Annotated in this window: 10 protein-coding genes; 7 read left to right on the forward strand and 3 right to left on the reverse strand. The window is 56.9% G+C overall.

Annotated elements, in window-relative coordinates; all coding sequences use genetic code 11:
• Positions 1-54 precede the first annotated feature (54 nt).
• The 5 genes from EU556_RS16060 (at position 55) to EU556_RS16080 (ending at position 9,894) form a co-directional block, all read left to right on the forward strand.
• Entirely contained in the window at positions 55-4,083 is a 4,029-nt protein-coding gene (locus EU556_RS16060) for a T9SS type B sorting domain-containing protein (protein WP_167855604.1), read from the forward strand.
• Positions 4,084-4,163: 80 nt separating this feature from the next.
• Positions 4,164-6,503 carry an erythromycin esterase family protein gene (locus EU556_RS16065; protein WP_135435159.1) on the forward strand — a complete coding sequence of 780 codons (2,340 nt, stop codon included), beginning with the start codon at positions 4,164-4,166 and terminating at the stop codon, positions 6,501-6,503.
• 92 nt (positions 6,504-6,595) lie between these two features.
• Positions 6,596-8,005, forward strand: a complete 1,410-nt coding sequence (gene rlmD, locus EU556_RS16070) for a 23S rRNA (uracil(1939)-C(5))-methyltransferase RlmD (protein ID WP_245327715.1) — start codon at positions 6,596-6,598, stop codon at positions 8,003-8,005.
• A 392-nt stretch (positions 8,006-8,397) separates the two neighbouring features.
• Positions 8,398-9,507: an acyltransferase family protein gene (locus EU556_RS16075; RefSeq protein ID WP_135435160.1), complete on the forward strand. Its 1,110-nt coding sequence runs from the start codon at positions 8,398-8,400 to the stop codon at positions 9,505-9,507.
• 12 nt (positions 9,508-9,519) lie between these two features.
• On the forward strand, positions 9,520-9,894 hold the full coding sequence (locus EU556_RS16080) for a hypothetical protein (protein ID WP_135435161.1): 375 nt from the start codon (positions 9,520-9,522) through the stop codon (positions 9,892-9,894).
• A gap of 141 nt (positions 9,895-10,035) precedes the next feature.
• Here the strand turns inward: EU556_RS16080 and thiL are convergent, their stop codons facing one another.
• Positions 10,036-11,064: a thiamine-phosphate kinase gene (gene thiL, locus EU556_RS16085; RefSeq protein WP_135435162.1), complete on the reverse strand. Its 1,029-nt coding sequence runs from the start codon at positions 11,062-11,064 to the stop codon at positions 10,036-10,038.
• A 291-nt stretch (positions 11,065-11,355) separates the two neighbouring features.
• On the opposite strand from thiL, the gene EU556_RS16090 reads away from it, so the two are divergent.
• Complete coding sequence (locus tag EU556_RS16090) at positions 11,356-11,937, forward strand: hypothetical protein (RefSeq protein WP_135435163.1); 582 nt, start codon at positions 11,356-11,358, stop codon at positions 11,935-11,937.
• A 268-nt stretch (positions 11,938-12,205) separates the two neighbouring features.
• Here the strand turns inward: EU556_RS16090 and EU556_RS16095 are convergent, their stop codons facing one another.
• Both EU556_RS16095 and EU556_RS16100 read right to left on the reverse strand, forming a co-directional pair.
• The gene (locus EU556_RS16095; protein WP_135435164.1) at positions 12,206-13,951 is read right to left on the reverse strand and encodes a M3 family oligoendopeptidase; all 1,746 of its coding nucleotides are present in this window, start codon (positions 13,949-13,951) and stop codon (positions 12,206-12,208) included.
• A 69-nt stretch (positions 13,952-14,020) separates the two neighbouring features.
• Positions 14,021-15,130 carry a ferredoxin--NADP reductase gene (locus EU556_RS16100; RefSeq protein ID WP_135435165.1) on the reverse strand — a complete coding sequence of 370 codons (1,110 nt, stop codon included), beginning with the start codon at positions 15,128-15,130 and terminating at the stop codon, positions 14,021-14,023.
• 215 nt (positions 15,131-15,345) lie between these two features.
• Between EU556_RS16100 and EU556_RS16105 the strand changes: the two genes are divergently transcribed.
• Positions 15,346-16,035 (forward strand): peptidoglycan DD-metalloendopeptidase family protein, encoded by a 690-nt coding sequence (locus EU556_RS16105; protein ID WP_135435166.1) that lies wholly within the window; start codon positions 15,346-15,348, stop codon positions 16,033-16,035.
• Positions 16,036-16,147: the final 112 nt, after the last annotated feature.

Here is a 16,147-nt window from a genome sequence, read left to right on the forward strand (position 1 = left end):
TGCTTACTTATGGGAGCGTTACCAGCGGCAGCGACTCACCTGCTAGGCGGGGAAATGAGCTACCGATATCTGGATGCAAGAGGGCCTAGCAGCGCGCCTTTTCGGTATCGGGTGACCGTGCTTATTTACGTGAATGCCGACCCTGCAACCTCGCAGGTGCCAAACGGACGCCAATCAATTGATGTAGGCTTCTACAATAAGTCGCAGAATGGCAATTTGATTTCGCGTGTCACCTTGCCCCTGATAACCGGTAGCATCATTACGCCGGCGCAACCTGGGGGCTGTACTACCTCAACTCCTCAGTCGCTGCTAGTGCGCCTGTGCCGCTACGAAACCACGGTAAACCTTCCGGTGTCGTTTGATGGCTATTACGCCGTCTATAGCGACGGTAACCGTAACGTGGGAATTACCAATCTGTTCAACTCGGGCCAATATGCACAGCAGATTTATGTAGAAATGGCTCCGCCCCTGCTGCCTAACTCGTCTCCTACGTTCTCCGATACGGCCGTTGCCGTCATCTGCCAGGGCGACACCACTGTTCTGGTAAATAATGCCGTTGACCCAGATGGCGACCGGCTCATTTATTCGTTTAGCCGTCCTTACGGGGGTACCCAGGCCGGCGGCGGAGCTGTGCTACCCACATTTTTTCAAGGTAACCCACCCACCGTGCCCTACACTACCGGCTACAGCCAGACCAACCCTTTTGGGCCTGGGCCGGGCAGCTATGCCTACCTCAACGCCAGTAATGGGCTAAGCCGTTACGCAGTTCCGCGGCTGGGGGCCTACGTGGTGGCAGTGGAAGTAAAAGAGTACCGTACTATCAATGGTACGGAGGTACTAATTGGCTCTACCCGCCGAGAAATCCAGCTAGTGGTCAGGACCTGCCCACCCAATAATGCCCCATCGTTTACGACGGCCTCGCAAACTACGCACGTCTACACGGTGGAGGAAGGTCAGCCCGTAAACTTCACGCTGGCGGCCACCGACCCTGATGGTAACCCTATCAATCTGAAAGCGAATAGTGTGCTGCTCGATGGCGCGGGGGGCTATGATGCTGCGCTGGGAGGCAACCAGGGAACGGTTGTGCCGGGCAACCCTACGGGCAGCGCCACTATTCAGGGCGCAGGAGGGCGCGTGAATACGCAGTTTGTCTATAACACTCGTTGCGGAGATGCCCGGTCGACTCCGTATGATGTGGTGGTAACGGCCACCGATGTAGCCTGCGGGGCCAAGAGCGTAGCCGATATCTTTCAGATTTACGTCACGAAAGCGGCTGGGCCTACCAGCATCACAGGGGAGACGGTAATATGTGACCGTAGTCAGGCACAAACTTACACGGCGGCGGGCCCACAGGCCAGCAGCTACCGCTGGACGGTAAGCGGGGGCACTATTCAGGGTACTAATACTGGCAACTCGGTGCAGGTACTATGGGGCAGTAGTGGAGCTGGCCGGGTGGTTTTGCGCGGAGTTTCGGCCTTCGGTTGCGCTACTGACTCGGTGGTGCGCACCATTGATGTACGACCTGCTGGTGCCTTGGCGGTATCTGCCAGCGTGAGTATATGCCCGGGTAGTAGCACAACCCTCACGGCCACGGGAGGCACCACGTATACCTGGACGGGCGGCGGCCAAACGCTTACCGGACCGAGCATCACCGTTTCGCCTGCCCAGACTACCACCTACACCGTAACCACCACCGACGGAGTGTGCACCACTTCGCGCCAGACCACTGTTACAGTAAGCCCTGCTGCCGTTGCCAATGCGGGCATCAACCAAGCGGCTTGCCCAGGTGAGACAGTTACGTTGGGAACCGCGGCGCTTTCCGGCTATACCTACCAGTGGAGCCCGGCGCTAGGCCTCAGCAGCACTACGGTTGCCCAGCCTGTCTTTACTATCCCTACTACGGCGGCTGCCGGACAGGCCTACACGTTTACACTTACGGCAACTACCGCCTCGGGCTGCACTGCTACTGGTACTGTGCGTGTTACCGTAAATCAGCCCGCAGTGGTGAATGCGGGGCCCAATGTGACGCTCTGCGATGGGCAGCGCATAACGCTGGGTACACCGGCTCTGGCCGGGTATACATATCAGTGGACTTCAGCCCCGGGCCTCAGCAGTACGACAGTTGCGCAACCAGTGCTTACGGCCACTAATTCTACGCAGGCTCCTGTAACGCTGACCTTCGTACTCACGGCCAATGCCCCACAAAGCTGCCCCGCCACCAGCACCGTGACAGTGACTGTGAACCCACGCCCGGCGGCGGATAGTATTCAGGGGAGTGTTTCGGTGTGCCCTACTATTCAGGGAGTGGCCTACGCCATCAAAAATCCGCGCGCCACGGCGTATCAGTGGCTCGTGACGGGCGGGACTATTGACAGTGGGCAAGGCACCAACGCCATCGTAGTTAACTGGGGCGCTGCCACTACCACTGGCTCCGTGAAGGCGTTTCGGTTGAATGCCCTGGGCTGTTCTTCTGACACTGTAACGCTACCAGTGCGCGTAAATCAGCAACTAGCCACCCAAAAGCCCACCGGTCCGCTCCAGGTGTGCCTCTCCGATGGGCCTTTCACATACCAAACCACCTACACCACCGGCTCAACCTATGCCTGGCAAATCATTGGCGGTACTCAGGTAAGCACCAGCCAAGCCTCGGTGCAGGTGAACTGGACCCGCACTGGCCTAGTGAAACTAGTGGTTACCGAGTCGAGCAATCCTGCTGGGGGCCGCTGCTTTGGGCAGAGCGATACGCTCTACGTGAACGTACTGCCCTCACCGGCTGCCAATTTGGCCGTTGCGGGCCCGAGCCGCATTTGCGCGGGTAGTGGCAACATTAGCTTCTCGCTCCCAGGGGCCGCTACCTCTACCTATGCGTTTACGTTGAATGGGGCCTCAGTTACAGGCACCGGCAACTCCATTACCCTGCCCGTTCCTGCCGCCAGCACCACGCCCTATACCCTTACCATTCGGGAAACGAATGCGAATGGGTGCGTAGGCCAGCCGTACACCAAAACCTTCTTGGTAGTGCCCCCTCTGGCCATTACTGGTCCGGCCAGCTACTGCCCCGAGGTGCGCACCGGACTGGCCTACGCGGCTACTGCGGTAATAGGCGGTGCATACAATTGGACCATCACGGGCGGGACTATTACCAGCGGGCAGGGCACCAACGCCGTACGGGTTGACATTCCGGCCGGCAGCACCAACGCCACGCTTTCCGTGACGGAAACTACCAGCGCCAGCTGCGCCGCCACGCTCACCATTCGGCCCGATAACGCTTCGGTGGCATTAAACACAGCATCCGTAGAAGTGGGTGATGACCGTAAGATTACGTTGGCGCTGGTTGTCCCAAACAACACCGGCAACAGTAACCGAGTGCAGATTCTACGCCGCGACGCGGGAAGCACCGGGGCCTATGCCACTGTGGGCAACGCAGCTAATAGCGCCACCACGTTTATCGACAACGCCGTGGATGCTGATGCCAAAGCCTACCAGTACCGGATTGAGTTGGTAAATGCGTGCGGCACGGTGCTCAACAGCCAGGAACACACTACCATCCTGACCAAAGCCACTGCCACCCAAAGCACCGGTGGCCGCAACGTAGGCCAGGCCCAGGTTACCTGGACGGCCTACCAGGGTTTCTCCGTGAAAGAATACCGCGTGCTGCGGGTGGCAGACAACGGCGCGGCCGAGTTGGTGGGAACTGTACCGGCTGGCACTCTGCAACTCGCGCTGCCCACGAGTAGTGTCGGGTTCAATCAGTGCTTCCGAGTGCAGGCTATCAGCACAGATGGCACGGCCCGCATTTCCAACTCGAATGATGCCTGCGTGAACTTCAACAATCCGCTGGCCTTCTATAACATCATCACCCCGAACGGCGACGGCAAAAACGATGTACTGACCATCGATAACGTGGCGCTGTATCCGAACAATACCCTCACCATCTTCAACCGCTGGGGCAAGGAGGTGTATTCTGCGGTCAACTACCGCAACACGTATGGTGGCCTAGAGCAGGGCGCCGGCATGTACTATTATCTGTTTAAGCTTCAGGATGGCACTACCTTCAAGGGCTGGTTTGAAATAGCCAAGTAGGAGCCGCAATATCCTCCTAACGGGCGCCGTTCGGCTTAGGCTGGTGGCGCCCGTTGTCTTTATTATCAACTAGTTACTTTATGCGTCTGTATCTACTGGTTATAGCTCTGCTACCCTTTTCTGCGCTGGCGCAGGCACGCCTCAACTTAAACTTTGAACCAGAAGCCAACCGGCATCAGCCGTTGCTGCTATGGGTTAGCCGCTACCAAGGCTCGGGTACTCAAGAATCTCAACTGTTGAGAGTAGATACGCTGACCAATGCCGCTAGTGGGCGCGGCAGCCTGCTGCTAGATGCCAGCCGGCTCGACGAACCCGTGAGCGGTGCCCTCTACACCAGTATTGCCCCCGTCGATTCTATGCGAGGCCACACGGTGACCATCAGTGCCCGCATGCGCACCGAGGGGTATAGTGGTAAAGCATTTCTCTACGCGCATGCCCAAACCGAACGGGCGAGAGAAAATCTGGCTAGTAACGACAACTTTAACACTCCGGCGCCGCCTAATACTGCTGGCTGGCACCGGGTGCAGATACAGCTGCCGGTACCCAGTGCCGCTACAAGCCTGCTGTTTGGCCTCCGATTCGCGGGCCAGGGCAAGGTATGGCTTGATGATATTCAGGTGGAATGGGACAAGGGGCAGCGCTACCACGATCAGTTGCTACCGGGAACGGAACCCCTGGTGCTGAGCGCCGCTGCCCGGCGCCCAAACTGGGATTTTGAGAGGCCTAGGCCACTGTTACCCGACCCGCGCTACCTAGCTCAGCCCGATTCAACAGTACCGGCACATCGGGGTCGGCGGAGCCTGCGCCTACGCCCTAGCGCGGGTTCGGCAGCCCCCTTCGCCTACTTAGGCCAGGTACCGGTTGATACTACGTTGCGCGGCAAAACGCTGGTGGTACAGGGATATATACGCGGAGCAACTTCCCCGGCCGCTTCTGTTTACTACACTCTGCTAAACGAAGATAATAGCAGTAGCAGGCGCCGAGGTGCGCGGAGTGGCCTACGGGAATTGCCGCTTACCTTAGCTTCTGCTGCAGACTGGCAGCCGTTTAGTGTGTCACTCCCTATCACCTGGAACGACTACTTTACGCAGGTAGCAATAGGAATGCGCTTGGGCAACTCCGGCGAGCTGTGGGTAGATGATATGCGTCTACTCGTTGATGGCAAGCCCTACGTCCCGCCCGCCGACCCCGCTGCTATTGCGGCGCCTACTGCAGCTGAACTGGCTTGGTTGCGGCAGGCCGCGTTGCCGCTGCGCACTGTGGTGACCGATGGCGGAGACGGAAAAGATCTGGCTGCTTTTGGGGCGCTTACAAGCAAAGCCCAACTAATTGCGCTGGGTGAAGTAACGTATGGCTCGCGAGAAGTAGCTCAGCTGCGGCACCGGCTTGCACGCTACTTAGTTGAGCAACGGGGCGTCAGGGCGTTGGCGCTGGAAGCAGATATGGGCGCTTGCCTAGCCCTGAACGCGTATTTGCAAACCGGCCAAGGCGACCCACGCCAGCTCCTAGGCCAGTTGGGCACGTACAACTCGGCCGAGACGCTGGCCTTAGTGCAGTGGCTGCGAACCTTCAATGAGCGGGCTACCAACAAAGTGCAGGTGTGGGGCCTGGAATGCCAGCACCCAACCGAGGCAATAGCCGGATTGCGGCAGTTGCTGCCCCCGCGTTGGGTAGAGCTGCAGACCCAACTAGATCAGCTGACTGCGCAACTGCGGGAACTGCCCACGGCGGGTATCCGCCTGAACCCATTCACCGCTCCCAGCACCACAGAACCGCGCCTGGTGGCCATCCAGAACACACTCCGTAATATTCGCTACAGCGTTGAGGAACATAACCGCCTGCGGGCCGGCTCGGAGCTGACGCTGGGCGATGCTACCCTCCTGCGCCAGTTAATACAGGAACTGGAGCAATATACCACCTTCCTCACTCTCGACCCTGACTTAGCCCAAGCCTACCGCGCCGCCAGCTTAGCCGAAAACATTTACTGGTGCCGAAGCCAGCAGCCGGGCAGTAAGCTGCTACTCCTGGCTCATAACAATGTGGTGGCCGCCACGGGTACCACGGGCCAACTATTGCGGGCCACGTACGGACCGGAGTTCGTGACGCTTGGCACGGCCTTCGGCATCGGTAGCTTCCGGACGGATGATGGCCTAGGCGGGAAATTTGCCGTTGCACAAGCTCCTGCGCCTGCCCTGGGCAGCTACGAGCACTATTTCCAAACCGCCAAGCTGCCTCTCTCCTACCTCGATCTGCGGACCCCACCTCTTTCACCTAGCACCCAGTGGCTGTATCAGAACCTGCTGCTGCGCGACGTTGGCCACGCGGCTCCCGCCACGCCTTTCCTGCGCCACGATCTGCGGCGAGAATTTGATGTCCTGGTGTTTATTCCAGCTTCTACACCATTACAAGCCGTTCGCTAGTTCTGCCACCTGGCCTAGCCACCCACCAGCAACAGATACAAATCAGGGCAACTCAGGAGAATCCGTCTGAATCCGTGATTACCTTTGCGCTTGTGAGGAAATCAGTAAAAAACATTCCGGCGGAGCTGCTCCGCGAAGTTGAAATCACCGACATGGTGGCCGAGGGTAAATGCCTGGTGCGCCGCGAAAATCTGGTCATCTTCGTGACCCAGGTAGCGCCCGGCGACGTAGTAGACCTGCGCGTGACGAAGGCCAAGAAGAACTTTCTGGAGGCCGTGCCTACCAAGTTTCATAAGTACTCTGACCTGCGCGTAACCCCGTTCTGCGAGCATTTTGGTACCTGCGGCGGCTGCAAGTGGCAGCACCTAGCCTACGAAACCCAACTTAAGTTCAAGCATCAGCAAGTAGCCGATACGCTGCAGCGCATTGGCAAAGTGGCCCTGCCCGAAATCCTTCCAATTCAGGCCTCGCCCGACCAGACCTACTACCGCAATAAGCTCGAGTACACCTTCAGCCACAACGGCTGGCTCACGAATGAGCAGATTGCTAGCGGCCACAACTACGAGCGGCGTGTGCTGGGCTTCCACACCCCTGCCCGTTTTGATAAGATTCTGGACATCAACCACTGCTGGCTGCAGCCCGACCCCAGCAACCAGATTCGCCTGGCCATTCGGGACTATGCCCTGGAGCACGACCTACCCTTCAACAACCTAGTAACTCAGGAGGGCTTCCTGCGCAACCTCATCATCCGAACGGCTAATAGTGGCGACCTGATGGTGATCCTGCAATGCTACTACGCCCACGATGCGCTGTTTCCGCTGCTGGATTACATCTACGAGCGGTTCCCGCAGATCACGTCGCTCAACTACGTGCTCAACGACAAGGGCAACGAAACCTTCCATGACCTGGAGGTGGTGTGCTACAAAGGAGAGCCCTACATTCATGAGGAGATGGAAGGCCTGCGGTTCCGGGTGGGGCCCAAGTCGTTCTACCAAACCAACTCCGAAGGGGCTTACAACCTCTATAAAATTACGCGCGAGTTTGCCCAGCTGACCGGCTCAGAACTGGTTTATGACCTCTACACGGGCGCTGGCACCATTGCTAACTTCGTGGCCCGGCAGGCCAAGCACGTGGTGGGCGTCGAGTATGTAGAATCGGCAGTAAAGGATGCCTACGTTAACTCCGAAATCAACGGCACCACGAACACGGAGTTCTACGCCGGCGACATGAAGGACGTGCTCAACGCCGAGTTCATCGAGAAGCACGGCCGCCCCGACGTCATTATCACCGACCCGCCCCGCGCCGGCATGCACCCCGACGTAATAGCCCGTCTGCTGGAAATGCGCGCTCCGCGCATCGTGTACGTAAGCTGCAACCCCGGCACCCAAGCCCGCGACTTAGAACTGCTGGATGAGGCCTACCGGGTAGTGAAAGTGCAGCCTGTAGATATGTTCCCGCACACCCACCACGTGGAGAACGTGGTGCTGTTGGAGCTGAAGTAAGTTTAGAACATATACCTATGGTAAGCGCATTCTCCATCTTCTGGAATTCACAAGCTGTTGGAAGCTTTGCGAATCCAGTTACTGATATGTGGTATATGGAGGGAGAATGGCTTTCGAATACATCTCCAGCGGCCGTAACTTTTGAAAGGCTTTGTGCAGCTTTAATCGTTAAAGATGTATTTCAAGATTGGTCAAGAGGCATTGAAATAAGCCTTATTGATGATGAGCATAGGCAAACCAGGGCAGTTGTTCTAGGTCTCGATGGTACTCATCTATTGCTTAGAAGACTTACAGGATAAGCTCAATAATGTGCATCTCACTGGCAACCCTGAACTGAACGGTGGTCTTTATTAAGTCAACCTATCTCGCCCGGCTTTTACCCATCTTGCTTTATGCGCAGAATTGAGTACCTCGATAGTGTCCGCGGGCTGGCCGCTTTTGCGGTGGTTATCTATCATTTTACGGGGTGGCGCTGGGCCGAGACAATGGAGTTTAAGCTGGGCGCCATTCTCTTCAACGGCAGCGACGCGGTATCTCTGTTCTTCGTACTGAGTGGCCTAGTGCTTTCCTGGAAGTACTTCCACCCCGATGAGTCGCTGGCCATTGATGGTGCGCACTACCGGCCTTACGTCATCAACCGAGTGATGCGGTTGTACGTGCCCTTTCTGGCGGCTCTGGCTGTGTACTACTTCTATGGGCACCGCCACGACCCACTGCGCCAACTGGTAGTTGAGTTTGTTAAAAACACCTACCACTGGTTTGAGGAAGCCTTATTGGTGCGTGGCAAGCATGATATCTATGGCCCAGGTTGGACGCTGGAAGTAGAAATGGCGGCCTCGCTGTTCGTACCGTTTTTGGCCTTGCTTCTGCGCCGTAGCCGGCAGCTGTTCGTGGGCTTTATGCTGGCGGTGCTCTTCATCGGCTCGGGTCTGATTTTCTGGGGTATTCAGCACTTTTGCCTAGGGATGCTGCTGGCGTATTTTTTCCGGCAAATTGAGGCCTACGACATGCGGCAAGCCTCGTGGTATCGGTACCGGTATTTCCTGTACATCGGGGTATTTGCGCTGTTTTCTATTCGGCACATTTCGCGCATCTATCCGTTGGGCGAGAATGTGAACTACTGGCTTGGCATCTTCCGGCTTGATTTGTTTCACTTTACTGGCCTAGCCTCCGCCCTAATTCTGGCCTTCATCATTAATCGGCCGCGGGTGCAGAGCTGGCTGACCACTAAACCGCTGCTGTTTCTGGGCCGCATTTCCTACAGCGTGTATCTGGTACACTGGCTTTTTGTGGCCTACGTAATGGACCATTGGGATAAACTCACTACCCATCTTACTACCCCAGTGCAATCTTTCTGGGGCATGCTGGCACTAACAGTTGGAGCCACGTTGCTCACCGCAACGGTATTTAACATGTTGGTGGAGCGGCCGGCCATCCGCCTGGGCCGTAAACTATCCGACCGGCTCACACCCCGCACCCAGCGCGTCCAGCACGCTTCTTAACCCTGCATTCTCATGGACTACACCAACGACCCTGAACTGAACGGTAAATACCTCGGTACCATCACCAAGGACTTTGCGGCCGTTTCCGATACGCTGAGCGAGGCCTCCTCCCAGATTCGCAAGCGAGATATTTCCAAGTACCCCATTTTCGTCTTTGCCCGCCAAGAGGTTCCGCTGGGTGGCCTACTGATCAACGCCGACGAGGCAAACCTGGAATGGCACGTTTTCGCCAGTTACCTAGAGCTATTCGTGCAGCAAGGCATTGTGGGCCAGGAAGGCATTGAAGCGTTTCAGAATACCTACCGCGACGCCGACGAATACTGCTGCCTTTTCGTGCTAGATGAGGAGTTTACCAACTTCGTGTACATCCCCTACCCCGAAGACTAACTCACGCATACGGTCGGATAACTCTGAGTGCCAGTGGGCGTTTACCCACAGATAGCATTAACAAAAAGGCTTGCCTTTCGGCAAGCCTTTTTGTTGTCTAAAGAAGTCCGTGCAATCCGAAACAGCCGGTTACACCCGTGATTAGAAATGCTGAAAGCCTTGGGCGCGGAGGGGTACGGGCTGCCCGGCTTTCGTAATCAGGTTGGCACCTTCGCTCTTGTCTACCATATGCCCGATGATGGTGATATCGGGGTGGTTTTTGATTTTGTCGTGAGCAGTGAGAGGCACCGTGAAGAGCAGTTCGTAATCCTCGCCCCCGTTGAGCATGCACATGATGGGGTCGAGGTTAAACTCCTCTGCTACTTCGAGGGTAGGGTTGGCAATGGGCAGGTTCTCGGAGAAGATGCGGGCCCCAGTACCGCTGGCCTGGCAGAGGTGCAGCACCTCCGAGGCCAGCCCATCCGACACGTCAATCATGCTGGTGGGCACTACGCCCAGGTCGCGCAACTCGTGCACTACATCCATGCGGGCCTCGGGGCGAAGCTGGCGCTGCAGTACGTAGGGGTACTTGGCCAGCTCCGGCTGGGTTTCGGGGTCGGCTTGCCAAGCTTGCTTTTCGCGCTCCAGTACTTGCAGACCCAAGAAAGCGCCACCCAGGTCACCGGTTACGCAAATCAGGTCGTTGTTCTGGGCTCCGCTGCGGCGCACAGCTTTACCAGCTTCTACTTGGCCTAGGGCCGTGATGCCGATAGTAAGCCCCCCGCGGCTGGCGGTGGTGTCGCCACCTACTAGGTCTACGTTATACGCCTCGCAGGCCAAGCGCATGCCCTCGTACAATTCCTCTACCGCTTCCACCGAAAACCGGGCTCCTATGCTTAGTGCTACCACGATTTGCGTAGGCAGCGCATTCATAGCGGCAATGTCAGACACATTCACGGCCACAGCTTTGTAGCCCAAATGCTTGAGTGGGCAGAACGTAAGGTCGAAGTGCACGCCTTCTACCAGCAGGTCAGTACTGATGACGACTTCGTGCCCGGCGGGGGGCGCCAGAATAGCGGCGTCGTCGCCGATGCCGAGGACGGTGCTGGGTTGGTGGAGGGTAACTGTATTCTGAATTCGACGAATCAGGCCGAACTCACCGACTTTATCGAGAGGGGTGATATCACTCATGCTGTAAAACTAAGGCGTGGGGTGCGGATTCCGGTGGGCAAGCTGTAGGCCACCCGGCGGGCAGCAAAGGTACAACGGCAGCTTGGTAGGCCGGTACTACGTAGCCTAGGCAAGTCTGGCCAGTCAGTTTTGCCTCTCCGCTTTAGGCTTCTTAACTGTTAGGCCGTCGTTCTGGTTTACGCCTGCCCGCTGCTAGGCTTTCAGTTCAGACCTGAATTCTGGTCGTTTGATTTATTGATTGTTTTTCCCAAGATTTTCGTTGGCATCTTGCCGCATCTTATTTCCCCGTATATGAAGAATATTATTTGGCTTCTGGTAGTACTAGCAGTAGCAACCACTAGCTGTAACCGGAGGCCCAAAGCAATTGACCCAGCCTCGAAGGAAGCTGTTAAAACCCAAGTCAATATTCTGCGCGACTCAGTGCAGGCCCGCTGGTCGGAAATGGTAGCCAGCGACGACGACAAACTGCGTAATACTCAGCAAGTACTGACGGCCCTGAAAAGTCAGCCGGGCACCGACCCCGCCCAGTTGGAAGGGTTGCAGCGTGCCACGGCTCGACTCAAAACCATCCGCTACAATCAGCAAACTATGGCCGAGTCGGCGCGGATTGACGCCTACGACACAGCTCAGGATTCGGTGCTGCAGATTGTGTACCGTATAGCGCTACCCACCGACCGGGAGCCGGCGGACGCCATCAAGATTCTCACCACTAAAATTCAGGATGCCGACGCCGAACTGGTGGGGTTCCGGGTGCGCTACGATCAGGCTGCTACTCGCCTCAACAATTACTTGCAGGTGCACCCTACTGAGCTGAGCCAGCTAGGTGGCCAATACAGCAAGTTGAAACCTCTTCCTCTGTTCACCTTGCAATAGCACAGGCCTAGTAGCCCTTAGTTATAACTCCAGCGCGTTTGCGTTGGAGTTATTTTTTCACTCTGATAATCAAGTAGTAGCAAATTTATTTTAGAGGTATACAACCTTCTGCCCCACTTGCTGCTCATGCCTATAGAACTCCACAATTCTACTCCTTTCATTCATCCCTATTCAGCTGTCCTTATTTAACGCAATTGCTACGTTATAAGAAAAGGCGACCGGTAACCCGGTCGCCTTTTGCTTTATAGACTGCTTGGTGCCACTTGGCCTAGAGGCGCGTCATTTCGTCGTGCACAAAGTCGGCTAGCGTACGCAGGTAGTTAGTTGAGAAGTCGAAGCGAATCCCGGCGGCGGCATAGATTTCGCCAATTGGGGCTGTGTAACCCAGCGCCAATGCTCGTTTGTAGGCCTCAAGACCCTCCTGCGGGTTTTGGCGGTAGTTGCGCCATACGGCAATGGCCCCTAGCTGAGCCATGGCGTACTCAATGTAATAGAAGGGCACTTCGTAGAGGTGAAGCTGCTTCTGCCAGAGATACGGCTTGAAGTTCTCTAGGCCCTTCCAGCTAACAGTGCGCTGGTTGAACTCATCGAAAATCTCCGTCCAGCGCTGGTGGCGCTCCTCCTCGGTGTGCTGCGGGTGCTCGTACACCCAGTGCTGAAACTTGTCGATGGTAGCCACCCAGGGGAAGGTTTCCAGCACACTTTCCAAATGGTTTTTCTTGGCTCGGCGCAACTCATCGGGGTCAGTGAAGAACACGTCCCACTGGTCCATGCTCATCAGCTCCATGCTCATCGAAGCCAGCTCAGCTACTTCAGATGGTGGGTGCTTGTCGGCAGAAAGTGGCAAGCGGCGCGTCAGGAAGCTGTGCACAGCGTGGCCTCCTTCGTGCAGCATGGTCACCACATCACGCAGGGAGCTGGTTGCATTCATGAAAATGAACGGCACGCCGGTTTCATCGAGGGGGTAGTTGTAGCCGCCCGGCGCCTTGCCCTTGCGCGATTCCAGGTCGAGGTGGCCCATTTGGCGCATGGTGCGCAGGCAGTCACCTAAGAAAGGGTCGAGGTTTTGGAAGACCGTAATGGTTTTCTCCAGTAGCTCGGCTCCCGTTTCGAAGGGTCGTAGCGGAGCCTTTCCTGATACGTCCACATCCAAGTCCCAGGGCCGGAGCTCCGGCAGGTTCAGGTCTTGACGGCGCTCCAGGTCAAGATCGTCAATCAGGGGCACTACAGTTTCCCGAATGGCCTGATGAAAATCGAAGCAGTCTTGCGGCGTATAGTCGAACCGGCCTAGCGCCGCGAACATATAGTCGCGGAAGTTTGGGAAGCCGGCATTCAGCGCCATTTGATGACGCAAGCCGATAAGCTCCGTAAAGAGGGCATCAAGCGGTTTGGCGTCTTGCAGCCGCCGCGCCTGAATGGCGCGCCAAGCCTCTTCCCGCACGGCCCGGTCGGGGCTCTTCAGGCGGTCAGCAGCACGAGGCAGCGTAATCTCTTCGCCATCCAGGGTAACCGTCATGGCACCTACCGTGGCGGCGTACTGTTGCTGCTTGGTGCTGGTTTCCGTTTTGAGCGGAATGTTCTCGGCCCTGTAGATGTCCAACGCTTGCCGTACCGAGCGAATGAACACCCGGTATTGAGCCGGGTCGAGATCGGGCAGGTAGGGCGAGGCAATCAGTTTCTCATTGAGAGCGTGGTCGTAAGGCGCCACGTGCGGCTCAATCTCACTTACGAAGTAATGAAAGGCCTCAGCTCGCGCCTGCTCCTGCGTGTCGCAGGTCATGCGAATGTAGCGCCAAGCCAAGTCCTCACTCAGCACTGACTCTAGCTCGGAGCGGTTCAGCAGCCAGCGCTCCAGCTCCTGCCCCGACCCAATAGCTCGGTCGCGCAACTCAATAAAATACGGTTCAATTGCGGCCCAGTCGGTCACGGCAAACGACTCGGGCAGGTACTGCCGGGGCGGACGCTGCGTATCGGTAGCCAAGTCGGCAGCAGTAGTGGCGGAAGTTGGTATCATAGAAAGGTTCTGTACGCGAAAACCCACGGTGCGGGTTGAAAAAATCAGGCGAAGAAGGCCGACTTCTTCCTAATCAATTTCGATGACTACGTCGCTCGTCAAGGGGTGGCCTACGCAAGTGAGTATGTAGCCTTGGCTGATCTCCCGATCCGACAGACCTTCGCGCTCATCCAAGTGTACTTTACCCGAGAGGCACTTGCCCCGGCACGCCGTGCATAAGCCCGCCTGACAGGAGTAGGGCAGGTCAATATCCAGATCTAGGGCAGCTTCCAAGATGGTTTGGTTCGGTGCTACTTCAATCTGATATTCCGACCCTTCGTAGTTGATGGTGACTATACGAGTTACGATTTTTCCATCATCTTCGGCCGTCGATACGTCGCCGTGGCCGTTGGGCTGAGTAGCCGTAGCTTCGGCCGTATCGGCAGCGGCCACAAAACTTTCGCGCCGGATGCGGCCAGCCGGTACTCCAAGCAGCTCCAGGGCCGCCTTGGCTTCGGTCATCAAGCCTTCGGGGCCGCACAGATAATACTCCGCCTGCTCAGCCGGAAACTGGTGGCGCTGCTCGAGAATACGCAGGAGCATAGTGCGGTTTAGGCGCCCCGTGTGCTGGTGGCCAGCCATCGGCCCGGTGGGCTGGCTATACACGTGCTCAACCTGCAACCGGTTAGAATATTGCTGCTCAAGCTGGCGCAACTGCTCCCGGAAAATTACCGATTCCTCGTTGCGGTTGCCATAAATCAGCAGAACATGACTTTTCGGCTCTTCCCGCAGCACGGCCTTCAGCATGCTCATAAGGGGGGTAATGCCGGAACCGGCTCCCACCAGCACAAATGAGCGCGCCGAGTTAGGCGCAGGAGTTAGAGTGAAGTTACCAATGGGGGCCATCACTTCCATCTGCTGGCCTACGCGCACCGTGTCGAGCAAATAGTTACTCATGAGTCCGCCCGGCACCCGCTTTACCGTAACGGCTAAGCGCGGCGCCTCACCGGGGGTGCTGCACAACGAATAGGCGCGGCGCTCCTTTTTTCCACCCGGTCCGCAGGGCAGAATTAACGTCAGAAACTGGCCAGGCTCGCTAGGTACAGTCTGGCGGTCAGGGCGTTCAAAGTGAATGGTAACGGCGTCGGAGGTCTCCTGGGTAAGCTCGACTACGTTGAGCGTTAGATACTGACTGCTCATAGGGCGGTGCGGGGTACTGGAAATCGGGAAATGAGGAATTGAATAACAACCAAAGTGGCCTAGAGTTGGCCGGGCTTGCAAAGTACGGGATTCTGTAGCGGATGGCTTAGCTTGCGCCCCTCTCCAACGGAGTATAAAATCTTGCGTTGGAAGAGTGGCTCCGGATGCTTATTCCCTAAGCCACTCCTGCCCTTGTCTCCCTTCTTAACTTCCCTATGCTAGCTCAACTTCTGGAAACCCATCAGCACGAATTTGCGGCCGTGCTGCCCGTTGACCTCAATGCCCCCGATGTAGCCCGCCTAGATTTCTCGGCTACCAACCCCTTACTCCAGGATGCTGACCTGCGCGACACGCCAGCATTTGAAGCCCTGGTGGCCCGCCTCTTAGAAGCAAAGAATGCTCACATTGGCGTGGGCGGCTACCTCGAAAACCGCGTTATTTACCGGCGCAGCAACTTGTTTAGCACACCCGATACCGCTGCTCCCTCTCGCTCCCTGCACTTGGGTGTAGATGTATGGCTTCGGGCCGGTACGCCCGTTATGGCTCCGCTAGATGCCGTAGTGCACAGCGTGCAAGACAATGATAACTTCGGCGACTATGGCCCTACCGTTATTCTGCAGCACCAACTCGAGGACACGGTTTTCTATACGCTCTACGGCCACCTCACCCGCCGCGAAACCTTGCTATTGCGCCCCGGCATGGCCGTTGAAAAAGGCGAGGTGTTTACTGAAGTGGGCCCCGCCCCCGAAAATGGCGACTGGCCCCCTCACCTGCATTTTCAGGTTATCAGTGACATGCTAGGCCTAGAGGGTGACTTCCCCGGTGTAGCACTGCCAGCCGAGCGCGAGAAGTGGGCTGCCCTCTGCCCAGACCCCAACCTGATACTTCAGAGCCAGTGGCTCTAGGCCACTCCGGCACCTGGCCTAGCCTGAGCTAAGCACTTGCTTAGGCCTGTTATACAGACTAAGTGCTCATAAAAAAGGCCCCGCACAGTTGTGCGGGGCCTTTTGCTTAGGC

Origin of the sequence: Hymenobacter fodinae (genome assembly GCF_004745825.1) — a bacterium.
Classification (GTDB): domain Bacteria; phylum Bacteroidota; class Bacteroidia; order Cytophagales; family Hymenobacteraceae; genus Hymenobacter; species Hymenobacter fodinae.

Excerpts from the sequence above, each read along its gene's own strand:
- thiL (WP_135435162.1), bottom strand. The coding sequence starts at position 11,064 with ATGAGTGATATCACCCCTCTCGATAAAGTCGGTGAGTTCGGCCTGATT.
- EU556_RS16095 (WP_135435164.1), bottom strand. The coding sequence starts at position 13,951 with ATGATACCAACTTCCGCCACTACTGCTGCCGACTTGGCTACCGATACG.
- EU556_RS16060 (WP_167855604.1), top strand. The coding sequence starts at position 55 with ATGAGCTACCGATATCTGGATGCAAGAGGGCCTAGCAGCGCGCCTTTT.
- EU556_RS16105 (WP_135435166.1), top strand. The coding sequence starts at position 15,346 with ATGCTAGCTCAACTTCTGGAAACCCATCAGCACGAATTTGCGGCCGTG.
- EU556_RS16100 (WP_135435165.1), bottom strand. The coding sequence starts at position 15,130 with ATGAGCAGTCAGTATCTAACGCTCAACGTAGTCGAGCTTACCCAGGAG.
- EU556_RS16065 (WP_135435159.1), top strand. The coding sequence starts at position 4,164 with ATGCGTCTGTATCTACTGGTTATAGCTCTGCTACCCTTTTCTGCGCTG.
- EU556_RS16080 (WP_135435161.1), top strand. The coding sequence starts at position 9,520 with ATGGACTACACCAACGACCCTGAACTGAACGGTAAATACCTCGGTACC.
- EU556_RS16090 (WP_135435163.1), top strand. The coding sequence starts at position 11,356 with ATGAAGAATATTATTTGGCTTCTGGTAGTACTAGCAGTAGCAACCACT.
- EU556_RS16075 (WP_135435160.1), top strand. The coding sequence starts at position 8,398 with ATGCGCAGAATTGAGTACCTCGATAGTGTCCGCGGGCTGGCCGCTTTT.